General features: G+C 72.5%; 23 protein-coding genes and 1 pseudogene. 8 read left to right on the top strand and 16 right to left on the bottom strand.

Translation table 11 applies throughout. The features are described 5' to 3' along the window. The first annotated feature begins 161 nt into the window (after window positions 1-161). Both IPJ95_15660 and IPJ95_15655 read left to right on the top strand, forming a co-directional pair. Entirely contained in the window at window positions 162-2222 is a 2061-nt protein-coding gene (locus tag IPJ95_15660) for a TonB-dependent receptor plug domain-containing protein (GenBank protein ID MBK7925039.1), read from the top strand. Window positions 2223-2316: 94 nt separating this feature from the next. Further along, window positions 2317-2670 (top strand): hypothetical protein, encoded by a 354-nt coding sequence (locus IPJ95_15655; protein ID MBK7925038.1) that lies wholly within the window; start codon window positions 2317-2319, stop codon window positions 2668-2670. A 72-nt stretch (window positions 2671-2742) separates the two neighbouring features. On the opposite strand, the gene IPJ95_15650 is transcribed toward IPJ95_15655, so the two are convergent. The 7 genes and pseudogenes from IPJ95_15650 to IPJ95_15620 all read right to left on the bottom strand — a co-directional run bounded on the left by IPJ95_15650 (window position 2743) and on the right by IPJ95_15620 (window position 9700). Then, window positions 2743-4155: an FAD-dependent oxidoreductase gene (locus IPJ95_15650; protein ID MBK7925037.1), complete on the bottom strand. Its 1413-nt coding sequence runs from the start codon at window positions 4153-4155 to the stop codon at window positions 2743-2745. Window positions 4156-4225: 70 nt separating this feature from the next. Next, complete coding sequence (locus IPJ95_15645) at window positions 4226-5188, bottom strand: hypothetical protein (GenBank protein ID MBK7925036.1); 963 nt, start codon at window positions 5186-5188, stop codon at window positions 4226-4228. Beyond that, window positions 5185-5940 carry a DUF3108 domain-containing protein gene (locus IPJ95_15640; GenBank protein ID MBK7925035.1) on the bottom strand — a complete coding sequence of 252 codons (756 nt, stop codon included), beginning with the start codon at window positions 5938-5940 and terminating at the stop codon, window positions 5185-5187. Before IPJ95_15640 ends, IPJ95_15645 begins: the two co-directional genes overlap by 4 nt. After that, entirely contained in the window at window positions 5937-6737 is an 801-nt protein-coding gene (locus IPJ95_15635; protein ID MBK7925034.1) for a glycosyltransferase family 2 protein, read from the bottom strand. Before IPJ95_15635 ends, IPJ95_15640 begins: the two co-directional genes overlap by 4 nt. Before the next feature lie 5 nt (window positions 6738-6742). After that, window positions 6743-7810, bottom strand: coding sequence for a glycosyltransferase (locus IPJ95_15630; GenBank protein MBK7925033.1), 1068 nt, complete (start codon window positions 7808-7810; stop codon window positions 6743-6745). Beyond that, on the bottom strand, window positions 7807-8670 hold the full coding sequence (locus tag IPJ95_15625) for a response regulator (protein ID MBK7925032.1): 864 nt from the start codon (window positions 8668-8670) through the stop codon (window positions 7807-7809). The genes IPJ95_15630 and IPJ95_15625 overlap by 4 nt, the downstream gene beginning before the upstream one ends. Window positions 8671-8917: 247 nt before the next feature. Beyond that, window positions 8918-9700: pseudogene (locus tag IPJ95_15620) on the bottom strand (PAS domain-containing protein). On the opposite strand from IPJ95_15620, the gene IPJ95_15615 reads away from it, so the two are divergent. Continuing rightward, window positions 9699-10379: a hypothetical protein gene (locus tag IPJ95_15615; GenBank protein MBK7925031.1), complete on the top strand. Its 681-nt coding sequence runs from the start codon at window positions 9699-9701 to the stop codon at window positions 10377-10379. The pseudogene IPJ95_15620 and the gene IPJ95_15615 sit on opposite strands and share 2 nt — an antisense overlap. On the opposite strand, the gene IPJ95_15610 is transcribed toward IPJ95_15615, so the two are convergent. Together IPJ95_15610 and IPJ95_15605 are read right to left on the bottom strand one after the other, a co-directional pair. Next, complete coding sequence (locus IPJ95_15610) at window positions 10330-11106, bottom strand: gamma-glutamyl-gamma-aminobutyrate hydrolase family protein (protein MBK7925030.1); 777 nt, start codon at window positions 11104-11106, stop codon at window positions 10330-10332. The genes IPJ95_15615 and IPJ95_15610 overlap by 50 nt on opposite strands. Next, window positions 11103-11639: a hypothetical protein gene (locus IPJ95_15605; protein MBK7925029.1), complete on the bottom strand. Its 537-nt coding sequence runs from the start codon at window positions 11637-11639 to the stop codon at window positions 11103-11105. Before IPJ95_15605 ends, IPJ95_15610 begins: the two co-directional genes overlap by 4 nt. 32 nt (window positions 11640-11671) lie before the next feature. On the opposite strand from IPJ95_15605, the gene IPJ95_15600 reads away from it, so the two are divergent. Genes IPJ95_15600 through IPJ95_15590 form a run of 3 tightly spaced genes read left to right on the top strand, consistent with a single transcriptional unit; the run spans window position 11672 to window position 14887 of the window. After that, window positions 11672-12244, top strand: coding sequence for a hypothetical protein (locus IPJ95_15600; GenBank protein ID MBK7925028.1), 573 nt, complete (start codon window positions 11672-11674; stop codon window positions 12242-12244). 23 nt (window positions 12245-12267) lie between these two features. Further along, window positions 12268-13356 carry a DUF1028 domain-containing protein gene (locus IPJ95_15595; GenBank protein MBK7925027.1) on the top strand — a complete coding sequence of 363 codons (1089 nt, stop codon included), beginning with the start codon at window positions 12268-12270 and terminating at the stop codon, window positions 13354-13356. A gap of 22 nt (window positions 13357-13378) precedes the next feature. Continuing rightward, window positions 13379-14887, top strand: coding sequence for an MFS transporter (locus IPJ95_15590; protein ID MBK7925026.1), 1509 nt, complete (start codon window positions 13379-13381; stop codon window positions 14885-14887). Between the two features lie 81 nt (window positions 14888-14968). On the opposite strand, the gene IPJ95_15585 is transcribed toward IPJ95_15590, so the two are convergent. From IPJ95_15585 to IPJ95_15570, 4 genes are all read right to left on the bottom strand, one after another. Further along, entirely contained in the window at window positions 14969-15982 is a 1014-nt protein-coding gene (locus IPJ95_15585) for a cytochrome d ubiquinol oxidase subunit II (protein ID MBK7925025.1), read from the bottom strand. Between the two features lie 3 nt (window positions 15983-15985). Further along, a complete protein-coding gene (locus tag IPJ95_15580) occupies window positions 15986-17326 on the bottom strand; it encodes a cytochrome ubiquinol oxidase subunit I (protein ID MBK7925024.1) in 1341 nt (446 codons plus the stop codon). Window positions 17327-17443: 117 nt separating this feature from the next. Further along, window positions 17444-17983, bottom strand: a complete 540-nt coding sequence (locus IPJ95_15575; GenBank protein MBK7925023.1) for a superoxide dismutase family protein — start codon at window positions 17981-17983, stop codon at window positions 17444-17446. Window positions 17984-18027: 44 nt separating this feature from the next. Further along, window positions 18028-18486 carry a DUF1499 domain-containing protein gene (locus IPJ95_15570; protein MBK7925022.1) on the bottom strand — a complete coding sequence of 153 codons (459 nt, stop codon included), beginning with the start codon at window positions 18484-18486 and terminating at the stop codon, window positions 18028-18030. Window positions 18487-18666: 180 nt separating this feature from the next. On the opposite strand from IPJ95_15570, the gene IPJ95_15565 reads away from it, so the two are divergent. Together IPJ95_15565 and IPJ95_15560 are read left to right on the top strand one after the other, a co-directional pair. Further along, window positions 18667-19008 (top strand): hypothetical protein, encoded by a 342-nt coding sequence (locus tag IPJ95_15565; GenBank protein MBK7925021.1) that lies wholly within the window; start codon window positions 18667-18669, stop codon window positions 19006-19008. Further along, entirely contained in the window at window positions 19008-19232 is a 225-nt protein-coding gene (locus IPJ95_15560; GenBank protein ID MBK7925020.1) for a hypothetical protein, read from the top strand. Before IPJ95_15565 ends, IPJ95_15560 begins: the two co-directional genes overlap by 1 nt. A gap of 33 nt (window positions 19233-19265) precedes the next feature. Here the strand turns inward: IPJ95_15560 and IPJ95_15555 are convergent, their stop codons facing one another. From IPJ95_15555 to IPJ95_15545, 3 genes are read right to left on the bottom strand one after another with little or no spacing between them, the layout of a single operon-like run. Next, window positions 19266-22037 carry a TonB-dependent receptor gene (locus IPJ95_15555; protein MBK7925019.1) on the bottom strand — a complete coding sequence of 924 codons (2772 nt, stop codon included), beginning with the start codon at window positions 22035-22037 and terminating at the stop codon, window positions 19266-19268. Window positions 22038-22039: 2 nt separating this feature from the next. Beyond that, the gene (locus IPJ95_15550) at window positions 22040-23137 is read right to left on the bottom strand and encodes a hypothetical protein (protein ID MBK7925018.1); all 1098 of its coding nucleotides are present in this window, start codon (window positions 23135-23137) and stop codon (window positions 22040-22042) included. Then, window positions 23134-24204, bottom strand: coding sequence for a hypothetical protein (locus tag IPJ95_15545; protein ID MBK7925017.1), 1071 nt, complete (start codon window positions 24202-24204; stop codon window positions 23134-23136). Before IPJ95_15545 ends, IPJ95_15550 begins: the two co-directional genes overlap by 4 nt. Window positions 24205-24451: the final 247 nt, after the last annotated feature.

Raw genomic sequence — 24451 nt, 5'->3', positions numbered from 1 at the left:
AGGGCCGTATGTTCCCGTGAGCTCCGGGCGCCGGCCCGGTCCATCCGATTCCCGCTGCCCGCCGTAGGAGGTGTGTCGCCCGAACGTCCGCCGTCCACAGTCGTCGCGTTTGACATCCTCTCTGAGGAGTTCGGTTCATGAGGCCCCCTGCCCGAATCCTGTTGGCTGCCGCACCGCTCCTGCTCGCCGCCCTGCCGGTCGTGGCGCAGGATTCCATTCCGTCGCCGGTGGCGCGGGACACCGCCCCCCGGGTCCTCACGCCCCTGACGGTCATCGGGCGCGCCGATGAGCTCATCGGCGTGGCGGCCACCGCCTCCCAGGGCCACGTGGGTGCCGCCGACCTGCGTTCCCGCCCCCTCGCACGCGAGGGGGAGCTGCTCGAGACCGTCCCCGGGTTCATCGCGACCCAGCACTCCGGCGATGGCAAGGCCAACCAGTACTTCATCCGCGGCTTCAACCTCGACCATGGCACCGACTTCCAGACCCGCCTCGAGGGGATGCCGGTCAACATGGTGTCGCACGCCCACGGCCAGGGCTACACCGACCTCAACTTCCTGATTCCCGAGGTGGTGGAGTACCTGGATTACCGCCTGGGCGTGTACCACGCCGACATGGGTGATTTCGGCAGCGCGGGCGGGGCCGAGTTCTTCCTCGCCCGGCGCCTGAGCCCCTTCGCGGTGGCCACCGGAGGCGCCAACGGCATGGCCCGGCTGGCCGCCGGTGGTTCACGACGCGCCGGTCCCGGCGACCTGCTGCTTGCCGGTGAGCTCAAGCGCTACGATGGCCCCTGGGTCCTCGACCAGGCCCTGCGCAAGTACAGCGGGCTGGCGCGCTACTCCTGGCGGCGGGGCGGCTCCGAGTTCTCGCTGCTCGGCATGGCCTACCACAACCGCTGGAACTCCACCGACCAGATCCCCCTCCGCGCGATGCAGGCCGGGAGCATCACCCGCTTTGGCAACCTCGACGACACCGACGGCGGGCGGACCCGACGCTACAGCCTCTCCGGCTCCTGGCGGCATTTCGGCGGGAGCTCCGTGCAGGACGTGCAGGTCTACGCCATCTACTCCGACCTGAGCCTGTTCTCGAACTTCGCCTTCTTCCTGGACGACACCACGAACGGGGACCAGTTCAACCAGCGGGAACGTCGCGTCGTGGTCGGCGCCAACCTCAAGCACCTCCAGCCGCTCCGGTTCCTCGGCCAGGAGCACGTGGCCAAGGCAGGATTGCAGACCCGGGCCGACCTGATCTCCGGACTGGGCCTCCACCATACCGTGGGACGGCGGCGGATCGGGACGGTGCGCGAGGATGACGTCCGGGAATGGGGCACCGGCATCTACGCGGAACTGGAGTCCCGCTGGCGGCCGTGGCTGCGCTCGGTGGTGGGGGGGCGAGCCGATGCCTACGCCTTCCATGCCGCCGGCGATATCCCCGCCAACAGCGGGAGCCGGAGCGCGGGGATCCTCAGCCCCAAGGCGTCGCTGGTCGTGGCGCCCAGCGCGCAGGCGGAGTTCTACCTGAGCGCCGGGCTCGGGTTTCACAGCAACGACGCGCGCGGCACGACAATCACCGTGGACCCAGTCGGGGGTGGTCCGGCAGCGCGGGTCGATCCGCTGGTGCGCTCCCGGGGCGCCGAGATCGGCGCGCGGGTGAGCCCGCTCGATGGCTGGCGCTCCACCCTGTCGGTGTGGGTGCTCGGCCTCGACAATGAACTGCTGTTCGTGGGGGATGGTGGCGCCACCGAGCCGTCGTTCGAGAGCCACCGGGCTGGCGTGAGCTGGGCCAACTACTACCGGCCGACGCCCCGGCTCGCGCTGGACCTGGACCTCTCGCTGGCGCGCGCCCGGTTTGCCGGCGTGCCCGGCGCCGTCGACCGGATCCCGGGGGCGCTCGAAAGCGTGGTGGCGGCGGGGGTGACATGGATGGCGCCGGAGCACGGGCCGTTCGCCACCGTGCGGCTGCGCCGGTTCGGCTCGTACGCGCTGGTGGAGGACAACAGCGTCCGGGCCCGCGCGTCGACGCTGGTGAATGCGGAACTGGGATACCGGTTCTCCGGCGTGCGCCTCGAGGCCAGCATCCTCAACCTGCTCAACTCCCGCGACCGGGACATCCAGTACTACTACGCCTCGCGCCTCCCGGGGGAGCCAGCCGCCGGCGTCGACGACGTGCATTTCCATCCCGCGGAGCCGCGGCAGGTCCGGGTGTCGCTGGCGTGGGGACTCTGACCGCCGGGCGCTCGGCGCGATAGGTTTGAGCAAGCCGGGAGGCAGTGCCTCCCGGCCTGCAGCGCACCGTCCACTGGTCATGGAGGCCGAGACCATGCCCTACCGCAAGGGCCTGTCCCACGAACACCCGCACCCCGACACGGGGGCGCCGCACGACCACCCGCACGAGCACGAGCACGAACACGGTCACGCCCACCCGCACGTCCATGCGCATGCGCACGAGCACCGGCACGGCGACACGGTGCACAGCCACCCGCATGGCCACGAGCATCGCCACCTGCACGCGCACCGGCACTCTCACCCGCACGGCCATGGCCCGCACGGGGTGGACCCCACCAGCGAGGCGCCCGCGCACTCGCACGCGCACGACCGGCCGGAGCACGATCATGCCCATCCCGAGCTGGAGGAACCTGGGCACGCCGGCGAGCCCCACGACCACGCCCACTGACCGGGGCCCTGACGCGCGCGAGCCCGCGCCGGGGCGCGGGCTCGGGGGGCGGCCGGGCGGGAGGCCGTCAGGCTACCAGTTGTAGAAGCGCTCGGGGCGCAGCGCCGCCAGGTGCTCGATCTCGTTCTCGCCGTTGAGCAGCCGCGCCAGCACCACGCCGGTGATGGCGGCGAGCAGGACCCCGTTGCGACCGTGGCCGGTGGCGTACCAGAGCCCGGAGAGGCGGGGCTCGCGGCCAATGATGGGGAGGCCGTCAGGGGTCACCGGGCGAAGCCCTGCCCAGGTCCGCAGCACTTCCCCCCGGGCCAGGGCGGGGCAGAGTGCGCTCACGCCCGTGAAGAGGTCCGCCAGGCCTGCCGCCGTGACCTCGGGGGCAAATCCGGCATGTTCCATGGAGCTGCCCACGATCGCTTCGCCGTCGCGGCTGGCCAGGTAGCAGCCGCGACCGAGCACGATGGAGCGCGGCACTCCCTCCGGCCAGGCCAGGGCGGCCATCTGGCCCCGGATCGGCTCCACCGCCAGCGGCCGCGGCATGCCACCCACCAGCCGTGACCAGGGCCCCGCGGCCACGATGACGTCCGCCGCGGCGTAGCTCTCCCGGCCGATGACCCCGGTGACCCGGTCGCCGCGCCGCTCCACCGCGCTGACCCGGTCCTGGATCACCGTCGTGCCGAGTCGCACGGCATCCTGGGTGAGCGCTTCGACCAGCCGCCCCGGGTGCAGGGCCGCGTCCCGCGCCGCCCACAGGGCGCCGCTGCTCGGCCCCATCCAGGGCCACCGTGCCTTCACCTCGGCGGCGTCGAACCAGTCGCAGGCATGTCCCTTCTGCCGCTGCCAGGCCACCTGGGCACGCAGGTACCCGGCGTCGGCATCGTCCACCGCCAGCCGGGTGATCCCCTCCTGCCAGAGCCCGATGTCGATCCCGGTGCTGGCCTGGAGCGCGGGCGCAAGCTCCACCAGGAGTTCACGGCCGGCCATGCCGAGCTCGAACAGCGGGTCTTCCCCATGGGAGCCCGCCTGCGCCGCGAGCATCCCCGCTGCGGCGCGCCAACCCTCCCCCTCGTCGCCATCCCGTTCGAGGAGGAGTACCTTTCGACCGGTATTGGCCAGCTCGCGGGCGCAGGCGGCACCCACCGGACCGCCGCCGACGACGATGACATCGTAGAGTTGAGTCACGGGTCCCGTCACGAAACTTTCTGGAACATCGACCGTACTGGCCACCACGTCTGACTTCCGCTGGGGGAAAATAGCATGTTCCGCAACCTGATCGGGTTTGCCGTGCTGGCCGTCGTGGCCTGGGTGGCGTTGCAGCTGGTCTTCGGGCTCTTCGGCATCGTGATCGGCTTGCTCGGCAAAGTCCTGTGGCTGGCGTTCCTGGGCTTCCTGGTCTACCTGGTGCTCCGGGTGTTTGCCCCGGCCACCGCGGACAAGGTCAAGGACACCATCTCCGGGAAGCCCTCCTCGTCCTTCTAGGGCGCAGGGCATACAGCACACGCAGCGGGCGGGGGATCCACGGGATCCTCCGCCCGTTCGTGTCTCCGCCCCGCCGGACCCGTCAGGCCGGCCGGTCGAGCGCCTCGCGGACGGCCCAGGCGAGGAGTGGGAGCATCAGTTCGTGGTGTCCGGTGAGCTGCACTCCGGTGCCGCCCGCGCGGGTGGGCCGTTCCACCACGTTCACCCGCGGCCGGTAGTGCCGGATCATGTCAAAGTCGGCGGCCAGGAACCCACGCGGCCTGCCCTCGCCGATGTTGCGGGCGATGGTCAGCGCCTTGAGGAAGACCTCGGGGAGCACCACTGCGCTGCCGAGGTTGAGCACCACGCCACCGTCGTGGAGGTCCGGGAGCGAGCCGGCCAGCCGGCGAAAGTCCCGGTGACTCGTCTCGCCGAGCGCGGCGCCGTCGGCGGAAGGGTGCTGGTGGGTGATCTCGGCGCCGATCGCCGCGTGCACCGTTACCGGCACGCCATGCGCGTGGCAGGCCATCAGCACCGACGCCGATGCCCCTGGGAGCCCCGGCCGGCCGGCCAGGTCCCGGGCCAGCCCCTCGCCGAAACCCCAGCCCGAACGATGGGCCGCCGTCACCGCGCGGTTCATCTCGGCCCCCGTCTCTTCGGCCATCCCGAAGGTGCCGTCCCCGATCCCGCGCTCCACCTCCTCGCTGGTACCCCCGAAGGCGGCCAGTTCGAAGTCGTGGATCGCGGCCGCGCCGTTGAGCGCCACATGGGTGAGGATGCCGGTGCGCACCCAATCGGCGAGCAGCGGCCCTAGGCCCACCTTGATGACATGCCCGCCCACCAGGGCCACCACGCCACGCCGGGCCCGGGCCGCCGACGCGATCGCGGCCGCCACCTGGCGCAGGTGGTCGGCCGCGAGGACGTGCGGGAGGCTCTCGAGGAAGGCCCCGAAGGAGCGCCCGGCTCCCGGGGGCGTCGCGAGGAGCGATCCATCCACCTTGTTCGGCCGGGCCCCGATGGGCACCGTCCGGACCCGGCTCAGGTCGGCCTCGCGATAGCCGCTCATGGCCGCGCGGGGCCCGCCACAATGCTCTCCAGTCGGAGGGTGACGGTCCCGAAGGGCAGCTTGGAGCGGATCTGGACGGGGATGCGCTTCTCATCCTCCGTGATCCACAGCTGCGCCTGTGCCCGCGGCGCGAAGACGCCATCGTCCCCCACCACCGGATTGAGCACCAGGCAGTTGACCTCGCGCCCGTCGGGCAGCTCCATCTTCTCCCGCTTGACCACCTTGATGGTCACCGGGTTGAGCTCCTTCCGGAAGTAGCGCTCGTAGCGGTACGTCTTCCCCACCTCCAGGGACAGCGTGCGCAGGAAGTAGAAGAAGGCCGCGTCGTCGAGCGGGTCGCTCACCGACGGCTTGGCGCCGGGGCGCTCGCGCTGGTTGAAGGACTGCGAGTCGGGGAAGATCTCGTAGTGGCGAGGCCGGGGCTTGCCGTTCTCCACCAGGTCCTGCTCGAACCGGCGCGAGATCAGGTCCTGGGTGCCGGTCCACGAGGTGAGGACGTTGCGCGCCTTGTAGAAGGGCGCGGACGCCTCGAGGCCGAACTCGAAGATGTACGACTCGTGGCCCCGGACGCTGTCGAGCCCGTTGACGGACATCCACGCCGTGCCCAGGCGCAGGAAGCCGAGCTTGGCGGAGTACTGGAACCGCTCACCGACCTGGAACGGGACGTCCAGGGGCGGCAGGGCGGGTCGGGGCGCCGGGGGGGCGGCGCTGAGGGTGGCCCCGGCGAGCAGGGCGAGGGTCAGGGTCTTCACTTGGATGCTTCCTCCAGCTCCGGTTCGTCGGCGGCGCGGGCGGCCGGTCCACGCCGGCTGTCCGCTGGCGGCCGCCCCGCGATCCGGAGCTGGCCGCCCACCCGCCACAGTTCCTTGGCCAGGGGCCAGGGGTCCACCCGGCTGGCCCGGTGACGGAGATCGAGTCGCTCGATCACGTCCACGGTGTCCACCCGGCGGGCCTGCTGGGCCACCCGCCCGATCAGTTCCGCATTGGCCGCCCAGCCATCACAGGTGAGGAACGGGCCCTCCTGGGCCCGCAGCGCAGTCTTGAGGCTCATCAGCCGCGCGGCGACATATCCGGAGCAGATGTCTCTGACGCCGGACACTTTCACCCCTCTGAGCAGCCATTTGGCATGCCTGCGCAGGAGGCGTGCCGCGCGGCGGGGCTCCCCCTGGAGTGTGGCCTGCGTCACCACCAGGTCGGCGCCGCTTTCCAGGCGACGGGCGATCTCGGGGAGATATTCGGGCCCGTGCGCGAAATCGGCGTGCAGGAGCACCGCGGCGTCGCGCTTGGGCCGGTCGGTGCGCTCCACGGCCATGCGGAGGAGTTCCTCGACCGACCGGGCATACCCGTGCCGCTCGCCGTGGCGCACGACGGTGAGCGGGAGCGCCTTGGTGTACGGCTCGAGCACCTCGGCGGTCGCGTCGGTGGAGCCGTCGTCGACCACGAGGATCTCGTACTCGCGGGTCGAGGGCTGCAGCGACTTGCGGATCTTCCACAGCAGCAGGCCGACGGTCTCGGCCTCGTTGTGGCTCGGGATGCAGAGGTAGAGCATGGTCCTCAGGGTTGGATCAGGGCCGAACGATACACGGCTGCCGTGCGGGCGGCCACTCCGGCGACGTCGTACTCCCGCACCCGTTCCTGCGCCCGGCGGGCGAGCGCCGCGGCCGGCGCCGGGGCGGCCAGCAGGTCGAGGACGGCCGCGGCAAGCGCGGCCGCGTCGCCGGGGGGCACCAGGCGGCCGTGGCCATCGCCTAACAGGTCCACAAGGCCGCCGGCGGCGCACGCCACCACGGGCGTGCCGACGGCCATCGCCTCGAGCACGGCGGTGCCGAGCGCCTCACGGCGGGAGGGGTGCACCAGGAGGGCCGCGCCGGCGATCCACGCCGGCGCATCGGGTACCTCGCCGGGCCAGGTCACCCGGTCCGCCAGGCCCAGGCGCGCCGCACGGCCCGCGAGCGCGGCGCGCTCGGGCCCGTCGCCGAGCACCGTGAGGCGGGCCGCCGGGACCTGCCGCGCCACGATCGCGAAGGCCTCCAGCAGCGTGGCGTGGTCCTTCTCCCGCGTCAGCGCGCCCACGGCGAAGAGGCGCGGGCCCCGCGGGCCGGGCGCGGCGGCGAGCGGTGCCAGCGCCCCGAGGTCCACCGCCGTGGGGATCACCACGATCCGTGCCTCGGGGACCCCGGTCTCGCGGAGGTGCCGTTGCACCGCGGGGGAGAGGGCGATGACACGATCAGGCCGGCGCCACAGCGGGCCGGCCGGGGTGTCGCTCCGCCGGGTGGCCACCAGCGGGAGCCGCCCGATGCGGGCGAGCAGCAGTCCGAGCTGGAGGGCGTGCGCATCGTGCGCATGGAGCAGGGCGGGATCCGGGCTCGCGCGACGCCAGGCCCGGAGCGCTCCCACCGCGGCCCACAGGGCGCGCGGGTCGAGGGCCCACCGCCATGGCACGGTCAGGGAGGGGATGTGGTCGGCCGCCAGGGCGGTAGCGAGCGCCGAGCCGGCGGCCGTCAGGACGGTGGGATCGACCGTGGGGCCACCGCGCTGGGCGCGGGCCAGCAGCCGCACCTGGCGCTCGCCCCCGCGCCACTCGCGCCCGCGCGAGAGGTGCAGGACGCGGATCCGGCTCATTCCCGCGCCGCGTCGCGCAGGAGGGCGCGCAGCTCGGCGAGGCTGAACGGCTTCTGCAGGCAGGGCCGTCCCTGCACCTCGAGGAAGCGCAGGGTGTCGCCCCGGACCGTGTCACCGGTGCTGAACGCCACCCGGCGGGCCACCTCGGGCGCCCGCCGCTGCAGCGCCTCGAAGAACTCCCGGCCGCCCAGCCGCGGCATCCGGAGGTCGGAGAGGATCAGGTCGAACGGCTCGGCGATCGCGCGCTCCAGCGCCGCCTCGCCGTCGCTGACGGTCGTCACCGCATGGCCCCAGGCCTCGAGGGTGGCGCGCATGTAGTGGAGGATGTGCTGCTCGTCGTCGACCACGAGCACCCGGAGCGGGTGGCCGGCGTCCGGCCCCGGCTCGGCGCTGGGCAGCGGCCGCGCCCCGACCGGGCCCGGCAGCTCCACGGTGAAGCAGGAGCCCGCCCCGGGCCGCGAGGCGAGCGTGATCCGCCCGCCGTGTTCCTTGACGATGCCCTGGCTGATGGATAGCCCGAGGCCGGTGCCCTGGCCCTCGGGCTTGGTGGTGAAGAAGGGCTCGAACACCCGCGCGGCGGTGCCCGGCTCCATGCCGCACCCATCGTCGCGCACCTCGACCGAGGCGCCGTCCATCCAGCGCTGGGCCGCGATGCGGATGGTGCCCGGCCGGCCCGCGCTGGTGATCGCGTGCGCCGCGTTCTGGATCAGGTTGACGAACACCTGCTGCAGCTGGTTCGGGTTCATGTCGAGGTCGGGCAGGTCGGGGGCGATCTCGCACTCGAGCACCACCCGGTCGGCGTCCAGGTAGTTGCGGAACAGGCCGATGGTGGCCTCCAGCATCGGCCGCAGCGAGGGCAATCTGGCGCGTCTCCTGGCGCCGCGCGAAGCTGAGCAGGTTCTTGACGATCTTCGAGGCCCGCTCGGCCTCCTGCTGGATCACCCGCAGCGGCTCGCGAATGCGGGGCGGGGTCTCGGCCGACTCGGCCAGGAAGTCCGCGAAGCCGACCACCGAGGTGAGCGGGTTGTTGAGGTCGTGGGCCACGCCGGCGATAAGCTGGCCGATTGCCGAGAGCTTCTCGGCCTGGAGCAGGCGATCCTGCAGGCCGCGCCGGTCGGTCTGGTCCTCGAGCAGGAGCACGGCGCGCCCTCCGGCGGGGGCGTGGAACACCGAGACCGCGATGGTCCGGCCCTCGAGGTGGAACTCGCGCTCCGCCGGGTCGCGATCGGCGAGGGCCGCGGCCACGTCACCCTGCCAGGCGGACGGGAGCACTTCAGCCCAGGGCCGCCCCGCCAGCCCGGCCCGGGGTGCCCGCAGGATCTCCGCGAAGGCCCGGTTGGCCCGTTCGACCCGGCCGCCGCGGTCCACCACGCAGAGGGCGAGGCGGATCGCATCAACCGCCTCTTCCCACGCCTGCCGCTGGCGGTCCGCGGCCTCCAGCAGCAGGGCGCCCTCGAGCGCCACCGCCGCCACGGCCGCGAACGCGGCGAGCTGGTCGCGCTCCGCCGCGGTGACCGGCCGGGGCAGCGCCAGGCCGACGGCGCCGAGCAGTTCGCGCCGTCCCTCGAGCGGGAAGGCCGCCGCGTGGAGTGTGCCATCCGAGCGCTCGTCAGACGTTCCCGTCTGGAGGACGGCGGCCAGCGCCTGCCGCAGGGGAGGCGGCAGCGGCCGTCCGTTAGCACTCTCGACATGCCCCTGCTCATCCAGGAGCACGGCGCGGACGGCCTCCGGCGCGAATCCTGCCTTGACTTCCTGCTCGAGGCGGTCGAGTACTGAGAAGGGGCGCAGCGAACCCGCCACGCCCCGGGCGAAGGCGGCAAGACGCGGGGGTGGCACCGGGCCGGCGGGATCCGGCAGCATCAGTGACTCATGGTCGGAGAGGGGGCACATGATTCTCGCGAACGTGCGCGGCCGGCTCTCCGCGCGTGACCTCGACCTCGTGATCCTGCTGCTGAGCCAGGGCTCGGCCGCGCGGCGCGGCGCGCTGGAGCGCCAGCTGGGCACCGAGGGGCCGGATGCGCTGCTCGACGACGAGGACCTGGCCGAGCGCCTGCTGGCGGTGCGGACGCTGCTCGCGCCGAGCGAGGTGCTTTTCCTTTATGTGATGGTCCGCCAGGCCCTGCGGAGGGGCGGCGTGCCCCAGCGGGAGCTGGCCGACTACCTCGCCGCGTTGCTGCTCGAGTTCGGCCGCCGCGACCGCGCCACGCGGGTGGGCTGGAACGATGACCACAGCCACCACTACCTGGTGGACATCCTCGCGGACCTCGAGGCCACCCAGGGGGAGCGCCGGTTCCGGGTGATGGTCCATCTCGGCAACTACGCGCTGTGGCTGGCCGGGCTCTTTCCGCAGTACGTGGAGGCGCGGCGGCTGCGCCGCGGCGGCCCGGACCTGAGCTACTACGACCGCCTGGGGCGCCAGGGCTTCGCGATGGCCTCCGACCACGAGGCCGCCGACCGCTACCAGCTGGAGGGCATCCTCGACGCCGCCGCCGAGCGCTACCCCGACGTGCGGGCGGCCCTCAACGGGCTGAGTGCGCGGGTCCTCTTTCCTTCGGGGTACGGGCAGTAACCGCGGTCCCGCGACGGGCCTCGCGGATCAGCGCATCGAACAGCCCGTGATCGGGCGCCGCGCCATGCTGGTGGAACTCCTCGGGGTGCCACTGCACCGCCAGCATCCAGCCATCCTCCCCTGCCGTCTCCACCCCTTCGATCTCCCCGTCCGGGGCACGCGCCGTCACCAGCAGGCCGGGCGCCAGGTCGCGAATGGACTGGTGGTGGAAGCTGTTGACCTCGCAGCAGGTGGTGCCGAGCGCGTCGGCCAGGCGGGAACCGGGGGTGATCTCCACGGGGTGGGTCCGGTCGTCACGCCCGGTCCCCTGGGCGTGCGGCATCGCCTCCGGCCGTTCACTCGGGATGTCCTGCCACAACGTTCCCCCGAGGGCCACGTTCACCAGCTGGATGCCGCGGCAGATGGCGAGCACCGGGAGCCGTCGGGCCGCGGCATCGCGGTAGATGGCGAGCTCGAAGGCGTCGCGCAGCGGATCGACCGCGCCGAGATCGGGGTGCGGCGTGTGGCCGTAGTGCGCGGGGTCCACGTCCTCGCCGCCGCTCAGGACCAGGCCGTCGAGGGCGTCGAGCAGGGTGCCATTGTGGGCCACCCCGATCAGCGGGGAGAGCACCAGCGGCACGCCGCCGGCGCGCAGCACTGCGCGAACGTAGGCGGCGTTCACCCCGGTGCGGTCGGCCCCCGACACGGTCCGGGTGATGCCGGTGATTCCGATGCGCGGGGCGGTCACGGCAGGATGCTGTCCGGGAAGAAGGGACACCCGGGGTCCTCGAAACGCGACGGGTCGAGCTGGATGCCGAGGAGGGGGAGCATCAGCGTGTCGACGCTGATGCGCCCGATCTCGGGCGCGCCGCGGATGGGGGCCGATTCGTAGATCATCACCCCACGGGCGGTGCCCGCGGGGTCGAGCACCAGCACGCCGAAGGCCGGGCGGATGGGCGCCTGGATGCTGCCCTCGATCCCGATGATCCAGCCGCTGTCGGAGGTGCGGCCGACCACGGCCTCGTACGCGGGGCCCGCGGCCACCCGCGCCACCAGGCGGGGCGGGAGCTGGTCCGGTGGCTCGCCGAGGGTCTGGTCGGGCGTCCCGAACTCCTGCAGCAGCATGGTGGCGCCAGCGATGGCGGAGATCCCGCAGGCGCCGCCGGACCGGGGGGCGCCGCAGGCGGCGAGGGCCAGTGCAAGACAGGGGAGGGCGGCGAGGCGCATTCCCAAAAGTAACGCGGCGGCTTCCTTGACGCCCCCCGGGGCGGCCCGTACCATTCGGCGACTCCCGCGCTCTGGATGATCCCACCGTGTTCGAAGGGCTCAAGGCCCGGCTCGAGAAGCTCCTCGCTGAACACACCCCTCCGGGCGACCCGCGCGCCCGGGCGGCGGAGCTGCACGCCGCGCTGCTGGAAACGAAGGTCGCCGTGGGGACGTTGCGCGACGCGCTGGTCCAGACCGAGCAGGCACTGGCGGTGGAGCAGCAGCTCCTGGCCGACGCGGAGCGCCGGGGCCGGCTGGCGGCGCAGATCCCCGACCCCGAGACCGTGCAGGTGGCCGAGCAGTTCGCGGCCCGGCACCGCGAGCGCACCGCCATGCTGGAAAAGAAGCGGCTGGCGCAGCAGGAGGAGGTGGCGCTGGCCGAGCGCGACCTCGCGCAGCTTGGCTCGGAGTACCGCGCGGCCCGGCAGGGGACCGAGTCGGCCCGCACGCCCGCGCAGGAGGCGGCGTGGCGCGACCTCGAATCGGCGGGGGGCGCGCGGCCGGAGACGGACGTCGAGGGCGAGCTGCTCAAGAGCCAGCTCCAGCGGCAGCAGCTGGACAAGGCGGTGGACGCACAGCTGGAGCACCTGAAGCGCAAACTCGGGAAGGACGGGACGTGAGGGACCATCCACGCGTGCATCGCATGCCCCGATCGACGGTCCGCCGGCGCCTCGCGCTGGCGGGCCTCTGCCTCGCTCCCCTCGCCCCCCTCGCCGCCCAGCAGCCGCTCGCTCCCCCCGCCCACTTCCAGAAGCTGGCCCATACCTACAGCATCGTCGCGTGGGACTCCGTGACCGGAGACCTCGGCGTGGCGGTGCAGTCGAAGTTCCCGAACGTCGGCGGCATCGTGCCCTGGGCGCGGGCCGGGATCGGGGCGGTGGCCACCCAGAGCCTGGGGAACACCGCGTACGGCGAACGGGGGCTCGAACTGCTCGCCATGGGCGCCACCGCCGAAGAGGCGCTGCGGGTCGTGATGCGGACCGACACGATGCTGGGCGACCGCCAGGTGGGCATGGTGGACGCGCGCGGCAACGCCGCCAGCTTCACGGGCGACCGGACCTTCGACTGGGCCGGGGGGCGGGTGGGATGCGGCGGCACGCCGGCCGGCCGCGCAGCGATGACCATCGAGACCGCGGGGCCGGGCGGGTCCTGCGAGGTGGTGGGCGGCAAGGGGCAGGTGATCGTGGGGCGGGGCTTCGCCGCCCAGGCCAACATCATGGTCTCCGACCGCACCGTGCTCAACATGGCCCGGACCTTCGAGACCGCGACCGGCAGCCTGGCCGACCGGCTGATGGCCGCCCTCCGGGCCGGCCAGGCCGGGGGCGGTGACAAGCGCGGCATGCAGTCGGCCGCGCTGCTCGTGGTCCGGAAGGACGGCGGCTACCTCGGCGCCAACGATCGCTTCATCGACATCCGCGTGTATGATGCCGTGGAGCCGATCGCCGAGCTCGAGCGGCTGCTCGCGCTGCACCGGCTGCACTTCTTCCCGAGCGCGCCGGCCGACCTGGTGGCGATCGGCCCCGAGATCCAGCGCCAGCTGGAGGCCATCCTGTTGCGGGAGCCGCCCGGGCAGGCCCAGAAGTGGCTGTCCCGCCCGCAGGGCCGCCTCACCCCGGAGTTCCTCGCCGCGCTCCGGGATTTCATGTACTGGGAAAACTACGACGTCCGGGTCCGGATGGATGGACAGATCGACCGCCAGGTCCTGGCCGACATCCTGCGGAAGCACCGGTAATCACCCTCACGGGAGCACACGCATGAGCAATGGACAGGGTTCGCCCCAGGGCGAGGCCGCCATCCCGCCGTTCCGGCAGGTCCTGGGCCACCCCGGCCCGCTGTGGATGCTGTTCATGGCGGAGTTCTGGGAGCGCTTCGCCTTCTACGGCATCCGCTGGGCGCTGGTGCTCTACATCGTGGCACAGTTCCACGGGGGCGCGGCCAGCGGGCAGGCCGACGCGAACCTGACCTATGGCTCCTACCTTGCCCTGGTGTACGCGGCCGCGATCCTGGGCGGCTATGTCGCCGACAAGTACCTGGGCCACCAGCGCTCCATCCTGATCGGCGCGGTGTTCATGGCGGCGGGGTTGTTCCTGATCGCCGTGCCCGACCCGACGGTGTTCAAGTTCGGCCTGGCGACGATCGTGTGCGGCAACGGCATGTTCAAGCCGATCATCTCCACCCTGGTGGGCCGGCTCTACGCCACCGGCGACGAACGGCGGGACAGCGGCTTCACGATCTTCTACATGGGCATCAACTCGGGCGCCTTCCTCGCGCCCCTGCTGACCGGCTGGCTGGCCAATACGGTCTTCGGCAGCGAGGGGATGCCGGCGTACAAGTTCGTCTTCATCGCGTCGGGCGTCGGCATGCTCATCAGCCTGGTGTGGTTCTACCTGGGCCGCAGCCAGTTGCAGGGCATCGGCGCCCCCGCCCCGGAGGCCACGGGCAAGCACCGGGTGTTCGTCGTGATGCTGGGCACGCTGGCGACGATCCCGCTGGTGTACGCCCTGCTGGCGGTGGGCGGGAAGCCGCTGCAGTACGTCCTGTCCGCGCTCTTCGTGATCCTGGTGTTCCTGCTCATGACGGAGGCCATCCGCGAGGGCAAGGTGGCGCGAGACCGGGTGATCGCCATGATGATCATCTTCCTCTTCAACATCCTGTTCTGGATGTTCTTCGAGCAGGCAGGCAGCTCGTTCACCTTCCTCGCCGACCAGATCGTCAACCGCGACCTCGGCGGGTTCACCTTCCCGACCGCCTGGTTCCAGAGCGTCAACTCGATCGCGATCATCGCCCTGGCCCCGGTGCTGGCGTGGGTGTGGGTGAAGATGGCGCTGCGCAACGTGAACCCGTCGATCCCGCGCAAGTTCGGCCTCGGCCTCCTCTTCAACGGCCTGGCGTTCCTGCTGCTGATGTTCGCGCTCTCGTCGCTGGTCAGCGCCGAGGGGAAGATCCCCTTCTGGACCCTGGTGGCGGTCTACTTCATCCAGTCGGTGGGCGAGCTGTGCCTCTCGCCGATCGGCCTGTCCATGGTGACCAAGCTGGCGCCGTCGCGCCTGGGGGGGCTGGCCATGGGGGGGTGGTTCGTCTCGATCGGCATCGGCAACAACCTGTCGGGCATCTTCGCCAGCGCGGTCAGCGGCGAGGCGGGGATGACCACCGCCTCCGCGCTGGGCGGGTACACCTTCGGCTTCTGGACGCTGTTCGGGGCAGGGGCGCTGCTCTTCCTGACGGCGCCGCTGGTCAACCGCCTGATGCACGGCGTGAAGTAGCGACCGGGCCGCAGGCGCGCCGAGCGGCCGCGGGCACGCGGCACAACGAGGCTCCTCCCGAGGGCGGGAGGGGCCTCGTGCTCATTCCGGCGGGCGGGTCTTGAAGACGCGGAACAGGTAGAACAGGGAGGGAAAGAGGACCAGTGCCCCCAGCCCCAGCGCGCCAAGCGTGAGCTTCAGGGTGATGGCCGGGGCGGCGGCGCCGGCGATGTCGAGGCCGGGGGGCAGCAGGTACGGGTACTGGGCCAGCGCCCAGCCCCAGAGGATGAAGCTCACCTGCGCCGCGGCGGCCACCCGGGCGAGTGGGAAGCGCCGCCGCCACAGCGCCCAGAGCGCCACCGTGGCCGCGACCCCGGTGAGCGCGTGCACCGGCAGCGCCCGCGTGCTGGTGGTGAGGCCGTGCCACACGAGCGGCGCCTCCCGCCAGGCCAGCCCGAGCGTGGTCATCGCGGCGGCGAAGACGGCCACCCCCGCGCCGAGGGCCCGGCGGCGGAAATCCTCCGCCAGTTCCTCATCCGGGCTTTCGAGTGTCAGGTAGACCGCCGCGAGGAACGCGAACAGCACCAGGGTGAACACCCCGACGCTCACGGTGAACGGGGAGAGCCACGGGTCCACGTAGTCGGCGCGGAACCCCGCGCCCGAGGGCGGCACCACCCGGCCCGCCGCGATGGCGCCCACGGCCACCCCGAGGAGCAGCGGCGTGACCAGCGATGCCACCGCGAACACCCGGCCCCAGCGCCGCTGCGCCGGCTCGTCCTCGCCGCCGTAGCTCCGGAATGTGAAGGCCGAGCCCCGCAGGACCACGCCCACCAGGATCAGGGTGAGGGGCAGGTGCAGGGCGATCGCCAGCCGGCTGAACACGGGCGGGAAGCAGGTGAAGAGCAGCACCACCACCAGGATGAGCCAGACGTGATTGGCTTCCCACACCGGACCGATGGCGTGGGCGATGAGGTCGCGCTGCCGCAGGCGGCGCGGGCCGGTGGCGAGGAGGTCCCACACGCCGCCGCCGAAGTCTGCCCCGCCGAACAGCACGTAGGCGTTGAGCGCCACCACCACGGCGCCCGCGAGGAGCTCCGCCGCACCGATGTCCGGCATCGCTCAGGTCCCGCCCCGCGCGGGGTGGTAGAGGCGATGCCACTCCTGCTGCCGGGGGCTCCGGATGATCTGCGCGTAGAGCAGCCAGGCGACGACCACGCCGAGAAAGAGGTAGAGGAGCGTGAAGCCGAGCAGGGTGTAGGCGAGGCCGGGCATGGGCGTGACCGCCTCGCTGGTGCGCAGCACGCCGTGGATGATCCAGGGCTGTCGCCCCACCTCGGTGACCACCCATCCCGCCTCGATGGCGATGAAGCCGAGGGGCGCGCACGCCGCCACCGCCATCAGGAGGGGCCGCCGGGTGCCGAGGTCCTGGCGGCGGAGCAGGGCCAGCAGCCCCCAGGCCGCCACCGCCGCCATCGCGGTGCCGATGCCCACCATCACCTGGAAGGCCAGGTGCACGGTGGGCACGTGGGGCCAGTCGGCGCGGGGAATCGAGTCGAGCCCGATGACCACCGCGTGCGGGTCGTGGTGGGCGAGCAGCGAGAGCCCATACGGCAGCTCGAGCCCGAACCGTACGGTGCGGGTGTCCATGTCGGGCCAGCCGCCCAGCAGCAGCGGGGCGCCGGCCTGCGTCTCGAAGAGGGCTTCCATCGCCGCCAGCTTGGCGGGCTGGAACGCCGCCACCTGCTGCGCGCTCAGGTCCCCCGAGAGCGGCTGCAGCAGCGCCGCGGGGCCGCCGACCAGCAGGCCCAGGGTGAGCGCCCGGCGGTGGAAGGCGTTCATCGGGTCCCGGAGCAGCAGGAAGGCGTGGATGCCCGCCACGGCAAAGCCCGTGGCTGCGTACGCCGCGAGCGTCATGTGGAGTGTCTGCTGCAGCGCGGCGGGATTGAAGATGGCCTTGATGGGATCGATGTTCGCAGGGACACCGTCGACCAGGTCGAAGCCGGTCGGCGTGTTCATCCAGGCGTTGGCGATCACGACGAAGACCCCGGAGAGCATCCCGCTCACCGCCACCAGCACGCCGGCGAACAGGTGCGCCCGCGGCGGGATCCGGTCCCAGCCGTAGAGGTAGATCCCGAGGAAGATGGCTTCCGTGAAGAAGGCAAACCCCTCGAGCGAGAACGGCATGCCGATGATCGGCCCGGCCATCTCCATGAACCCGGGCCACAGGAGCCCGAGCTCGAAGCTGAGCACCGTCCCCGAGACCGCGCCGACGGCAAAAAGGATGGCCGTGCCCTTGGCCCAGCGCCGGGCCAGTTCGAGGTCCACCGGGTCGCGGGTGGCGAGCCAGCGACGCTCGGCGGCGACCATCAGCAGGGGCATGCCGATCCCCACCACGGCGAACAGGATGTGGAAGCCGAGGGACATGGCCATCTGGGTGCGGGCGGCGAACAGGTCGCTCATGCGGATCCCGAGGGGCAGGGTCTTGTGAAACTGTTCACAATGACCGGCTGCGGCAAGCGGACCGCCCGACCACTGGTACAGAAAGGTTGGACCCGGCCGGGCGGTACGGCCACCGGTTCAGGGCGCGGGGGCGATGCCGACGACCGCGCAGGCCAGTCGGGGACCCGAGTTGCCGGTCGGATCGGTGGTGCCGTCGTCCTTGCCGGCGTGGATCACCAGCGCGGTGCCCGGGACGCCGATCGAGTGGGGCCCGGCCGTGAGTGTCAGGCCCTCGAGCCGGACCTGCGCCCGGCCCGTGCCGTCGGGCTGCACCTGGAGGTTGGGCAGGTCGCCGGCGTGTGGCCCCTCGGGATTGTCGCGGCCGTGCTTGCGGCCGGTCGGGTTGAAGTGCCCGGCGGCGCTCAGGAAGGCGGGCGGCTCGCAGGCCGGGGCCGCGTGGAGGTGCATGCCGTGCGGACCGGGGGTGAGCCGGGTGACCAGGAGCTGCAGTACGACCCCACCGGGGTCCTGCACCGCCGTGACCTGCCCGATGCGGTCACCGCTCGAGTCGATCACGGCGAAGGTGGCGCGGACCGGCGGGGGGCCGTCGGGGGCATCCTGCGCCCCGAGGGAGGCCGGCAGTCCGGCAAGGGCAGCGAGCAGTAGCGAACGGTGCATGGCGGTGCCTGAGGGGAGAGGGGTCGGGGGCGGCAGCGGGCGCCTCATGGCGCGCGACTTCGGGCCAGGGCGGCCCACAGCTCCGCGAGGTTGCGGCGGTTCTGGCCCAGGTCGCCCTCGCCCAGGCGGGAGGCGCTCCGGGCCAGCACCAGGGTCGAGTCGCCGCGGGCCTCGGCAAGGAGATAGATGTCATCGACGAACCGGAACAGGCGGGTGGTGCGGGTGGCCCAGAGGACCGGGCCCGCGCTATCCCTCACCGCCCATCGGGGCAGCCCGGCGATGGCCTCGAGCAGGCGGGCCCTGGCTACGGCGGGCTGCCCGGGGACGGCGTGCGGCTGCAGCCGCCGATCCTCCGCCGAGTCGGCGGTCACGGCGATATTGGCGCCGCCGCCCTCCGCCAGCAGGGCCCGGAATCGGGCCTCGTCCGGGACCCCGCCGGCAGGCGGGGTCCCGGTGCAGGCCGCAAGGAGCGCCAGAAGGGTGAGGGGCAACTCGATTCGCATGCTGAGATTGTACCGTTTCCAGCCAACAGGGTTCCGTGGATTAACCGCTTGCCCAACCGGAGGATAGCGTATCTGCGGCGAAGGCACATGCGGGAGCGATTCCGGGGCGGCTGGCCCCGGCACCCGACTTGCACCCCTGACACGGACGTCCGCGTCTCGCCGAACGCCCCGGAGGGTCCGATGAAAATGCTCGTGGTGCTTGCCGCGCTGGTGGCGGGCGCATACCTCTTCTACAAGCCGCTCCCCCCGGGGAAGGGCCCGAATGCCGCCGCGGGCATGCGCGCGGGCGGGACCATCGTGCAGGTCCTGGAGGGGTATCGGAGCAGCCGGGGGATGTACCCGCAGAGCCTCGAGGACATGGTGCCGGAGTACCTGGCGGGCGTGCCGCATCTCTCGAATGGCAGCAGCTTCGAGTACGAGCGGCTGGGCGCGAACTTCAAGCTGACCTTCAACTACACCAACCCACTCCCGGTGCATTGCAGCTACCAGCCCGCGACGCGCTGGGCGTGTGAGTGGTTCTGATGGGGTGGATGCTGGCGCTGGCCGCCGCGGTGCTCGCGGTGCTGGTGCTGCGCTCCCCGCGAAGGCGCTCGGCCCGCGGCACGGGGGCCGGCGATGCCGGGACTACGGCCGGGGACGGCGGGACGCTGGATGCGGGGGCGGGGGATGACTGCGGCGACGGGGCCGGCGACGGGTGCGACGCCGGGGGGGACGGGGGCGGAGGCGATGGCGGCGGGGGAGACTGACGGGGCGGCCGGGACGGCCGCCCCGTGTTGCGTTCAGAAGGTGAACTCCATCCCGAGCCGCACCAGGCGCGGCGCGCCGTAGTAGAAGATGGGCTGGAAGAAGTCCTTTGCCGCCGCGAGGAACAGGGGCTGGAGTTCAGCGGCACCGTCGACGTACCCGTTGTTGTCGAGGTCGGCCCAGCGGCGATAGCGCGGCGATTCATACGGGATCGGCGAGGCGTTGGCCTGGTAGGCGGAGTCGGCCAGCGCCGTCAGCTTCTCGACCGTGAGGGCGGTCTTCCCGGTATCCCGGCGCACCGCGATCACGTTGCGGCGGTTGAGCAGGTTGCGGACGTCGAGGTAGATGCTGCCGCCCACCCGGCCCAGGCGGATCGGGCGGCGGAGCAGCAGGTCCACGGTGCTGGTGCCCGGCAGCCGGCCATCGTTCGGCAGGCCGAGGATGGAGTCGCCGGCGGTATTGGTCCTCGAGAAGGGCAGCCCCGAGGCGTAGCGCACGATCGTGGTGGCCTCGAAGGCCGCGAACGGCCGGACGCCGAACAGCCGCGGCCCGAAGGCGGCCGGGGTGGTGCCGGTGAGGATCGCGGTCAGGGTGTGGCGCCGGTCGAAGTCGAGGGGAAACTCGACCTTGGCGGGCAGGATGGTGTCGCCCGAGACCGGGTCGATCTCCGCGCCGCGCCGCACAAAGAAGGCGTCGGAGGAATTGGCCGTGGCCTCCTGCAGCGTGTAACTCACCCGCGCCGCCCAGCCGCGCGCCATCTCCCGTTCCGCCAGCAGCTCGAAACCCTTCACCGAGCCCGCGTCCACGTTCCCGAAGATGCTCGAGTCGGGATTCACCCCGAGCGGCACCGAGGCCACCAGGCCGTCGAGCCGGCGGACGTAGATGTTGGCGCGGAGCGAGGTGACCGGGGTGGGCCGCACCCGCAGGCTGAACTCGTACTGGGTGGATTCCTCGAATCCGAGGTCCGGGTTGCCCTGCCGGAAGCGCCCGGTGCGGGTGGTGTCGTCGAACGCCGCGTCCACCAGGTACTGGTAATCCGGTGCCTGGCGGAACTTGCCGAAACTGGCGACGAAGGTGGCGCCCTTGAGCACGGTGCTGACGGCCACGCGGGGCGAGAGGGCCCGCTGCGTCCCGGTTGCCTTGCCGGGGAGGTCGTCGCGGCCGCTGAACTGGTCGTAGCGCACGCCGACGGTCAGGGCCAGATCGCGGGAACGGCCCTGGACCTCCGCGTAGAGCGAGCCCGCCCAGGGGGTGAAGTCGGAGGCCGAGGTGGCGGGCACCGAGTCGCCCGCGGGCAGGTAGCCCTGCACCCGCTGGAAGGTCTTCACGTGCTGGGCGGAGTACTCCCCGCCCACGTAGAAGTCACTCCAGCTCCCCGCGGGGAAGCTCACGTCGAGGCGGGTGCGGGTCTCACGGTACTGGTTCCAGGCCAGGCTCCCGCGCGAGGCGCGCCCCAGGAAGAAGGCGGGGACGCCCCACGGGGTCCGGTCGCTCCAGGTCGGGGCGATCATCCCCGGGAGGCCCGCGTTGGCGCTCACGGTGTCCTGACGCCGCGCAATGTCCTCGCCCAGGATGCCGAGCGAGGAGCCGGTGAAGGCGCCGAAGGCGTAGTCGGCGGTCTCGGTGGCGGTCCCCCGCAGGAACTCCCGGTCGAAGTAGCCCACCCGGAGGTCGGCGATGATGCCGGACCCGGAGAACGTGCGCTGCAGGTGGCCGTTGAGCAGGTTGCCGCTGGTGCGCCGCACCGGGGCCAGGTCCTGCTCGTACTTGTAGGCCTGGTCGTAGAGCAGGCGCTGGTCCGCGGAATGGAGCCCCAGGATCCGCAGGGTCTGCCGGGTGCCGAGGGGGATGGTGAGCTTGGCCGCGAGGTCGGCCTGCTCGCCGCTGTTGTGCGGCAGGAGGGCCGGGCCGCCGCTGCGGGGGTCGCGGGGGTTGCCGGGCCGGGGGGCATTGACCGGGTCGGCGTCGAGCCGGGCGGAGACGTCGGCCACGGCGAGGAGCCGGATGCCCGCCGGCAGCGGCCCGTCGACGCCGAGCAGGAAGCGGTCGAGGCCGAAGTCGTTGTTGGCGCCCATCGGCCGGTCGGTCTCGTAGGCGGCGCGGCCGCCCCAGTGGTCGCCGCCGTCGCGGGTGGCCAGGTTCACCAGCGCGGAGACCGCCTGTCCGTAGCGCGCCGAGAAGCCGTTGGTGATGAGTGAGGCCTCGGCGAGCATGTCGGGGGGGAGGCGCACGCCGAGGGAGCCGGTGGAGGCGTCGAGCTGGTTCTTGAGCCCAAGGCCGTCGAGGATGAAGGCCTGCTGGCCCAGCCGGCCCCCGCGATAGCTCTCGCCCACGGCGCCGGAGGAGAGGGCGATCGCCTCCTCGATGCTCGAGACCGGCAGCCGGCGGAGCTCCTCGGCGGTGAAGCGCTGCTGGTCCTGGATCGCCAGCGGGTCGAGCACCGAATCCACCCGGTCGGCGATGACCTCCAACGGCTCGAGGCCGACGGGGTCGGGCTGCAGGGCGAAGTCGAGCGGGGTGGTCTGGCCGGCCCGCACCAGCACGCTGTCGCGGCTGACCGGCCGGTAGCCGATGGCGGTGGCGCGCACCACGTGCCAGCCGGCGGGCAGTTCGCGGAGCCGGTAGACGCCCCGCGCGTCGGAGGTGGTGGTGTAGCGGCCGTTGTCGAGCGTGACCCGGGCACCGGCGAGCGGCTGGCCGCCCGCGCCGGCCTCCCGCACGATCCCGGCCACCGCGCCGACCGCCTGCGCCCGGAGGGGGAGGGCCCCGCCCGCCAGCAGCATCGCGCCCACGAGGATTCGCCGCACGCCTATTCCTCCAGAAGCCAGAGATCGGCCCACCGGCTCACGCTGGTGTCCGCCAGGATGATCGTGCCCGTGCTGTCGCGCAGGACGTTGATGGTCATCGGGTAGCCCTCCACCGCGAGCGCGCCGCCCCCGGGCGCCAGCCGCGGCCGCTTGTACAGGTGCAGGGTGTCCCCCTGCCGGGTCTCGGTGCCCGTGGCCAGGTCCACCGCCACCAGCGTGCCGCCGTAGTCCACCTGCACGTCATCGAATGGAGGCAGGTCGGTGAACCCGTCGTGCCCGTCCACGATCGCGAAGAGCGTGGTGCCGCGGAGCTGCGGGTCGCGCGCCACCCGGCCCGGCCCGAAGTCGTGCAGGGTGTCGACCTGCCCGGTCGTCAGGACCTGGGCAAAGACGCGGCTGTCGCCCGCGATCGTGTAGTAGATGGTGGCCCCATCGGCGGCCGCCTGCACCGCGCTGGCCCGGGTGGTGCCGGGCACGAAGCTCCGGACCGGCGCGGCGCCGCCCACGTCGAGCAGCACCACCTGCTCCCCGAAGCGCATGGTGTCCTTCCGGCAGCAGCCGTTCTCCGCGCCGATGAAGAGCAGGACGTCGTCGCGCAGCCACTGCAGGAAGAGCGGGGCGTCGTGGGAGCGGCCGGAGGGCGCGGTGTAGGGAAAGTCGAAGAGCCGCGTGGCGGGGGCAAAACTCGAGTCGCGCGCGAGCCACAGCGCGATCCGGAACGGTGAATGCTCGTCCACGCCGAGCGTGGACGAGGCATACACCAGCCGGCCGCCGCGCGGCGCGGGCTGGTCGAGGATCTCGGTGGTATCATTGCCGCCCGGGTCGGCGGGGCAGGCGAGCGGGCTGCGGGTCCCGCCGCCGCCCGGCATCCGCACGATGCAGCGGTCCTTGTCCACCGTGAACGTATCCTGCGCCGAGTAGTACAGCGTCGTGCCATCGGCCGACCAGGCGGCCCAGCCATCCTGCCCGATGTTGTAGGTCAGGCGCACCGGCGCCGTGGCGTCGCGTGGACCGCCGTCGCCCGGCGCATCGGTGGTGAAGGGCTCGGCATGACCGCAGCCCGCCAGCACGACCAGGAGGATGCAGCGCAGCGGCTTCACGGCAGGGTATAGAGGAAGAGGTCCGGGATGAATGGGCCGGCGGTATCGGTGGCCTCCGCCGCCACCACGCCCCGTCCGGCGACCGGCGCCGCATGCCGCAGCAACTGGTTGTCGGGACTGAGCGCCGTCGGGGTCGGCGAGGTCAGGTCCACCAGGTAGAGCGTGCCGCCGCTGTCGCGCTGGACCGGCCCGAGCAGCGGGTCGATGCCGAAGCTGACCCGTCCGCCCACCACCGCGGTGAGCTGGCTTCCGATCAGCCCGGCGTCGCGCGCGATGCCGAGGCCGCCGAAATCGAAGACCGTGTCGACCACCCCGGTCGCGAGCTGTCGCCGGAAGACCTGACTGTCCCCCCCCAGGGTATAGAGGATGCTGCCGCTCCCCGGCCACACGCTGGTGGCGCCCGCGGTGCCGGGCACGATCGCGAGCGTGGCGGGATCGGTGGCCAGGTCGAGGGTCACGACGTCGTGCCCGATCACGAGGGTGTCGAGCTTGCAGCCCTGGCAGGCCCGCGAGGTCACCACGTCCGCCCCGACGTACACCACCGTGTCTTCCCCGAGCCAGCCGAGGTGGGTGGCGGTGGCGTGGATGGCGCCGCTCGGGGCCAGGTAGGGCAGGGCCCGCAGCACGCGGAGCGACGCCACGGGGTCCAGGGAGCCCACCGCGATGGCCCCACTCGACGGGGTGCGGAACCCCGCCGGTCCATGCTGCTCCACCCAGGCCACGCGCCCGCCGGCGCTGGCCGCGGCCCATTCATAGACGTCCGTGGAATCCCCGCCGGCGTCGACAATCGGGCACTTCTCGGCCTGGCGGGTGCCGCCCAACGCCGGGAGCAGCCCGAGGCACCGGTCGAGATCGGGCCGCTCGGCCTGGTCGAAGGCATAGAGCAGGGCGGAGCCATCCGGATACCAGGAGGGCGCCTGGTCCACCGCGGGGTTGAGCGTGAGCCGCTGCGGGGGCGGACCGGAAAAGGGGCCGTCGTCGCCCGGGTCGCCGGAAGGGAAGGCATCCGGGTGGCTGCAGGCGCAGAGGCACACGACGACCATGACCCGCGAGAGCGATCGCGACATGCGTTCCAGGGGCTGGAGCGCGGCGCCCCCTCGGGGGGCGGAGCGCGGTGGTGGCGCGGTTGTGGTCCGGGATGCAGAGTAAGGCCGTCGGGCACGCACGGTCGGCCCAAGGTACTCCGGGCTAGGGGACGACGTAACCCCGGTGAGCGACACGCGGCCGGTTGCCCCGGGGCACACTGTCCGGTTCTGGGACGGCGAATCCCAGCGGCGGACGCAACCCTGGCGGGGCGGCAAGGGTCTGAATCGT

The organism is Gemmatimonadota bacterium, from assembly GCA_016713785.1.
Classification (GTDB): domain Bacteria; phylum Gemmatimonadota; class Gemmatimonadetes; order Gemmatimonadales; family GWC2-71-9; genus JADJOM01.
This window is presented reverse-complemented; position numbering and strand designations above follow the sequence as displayed.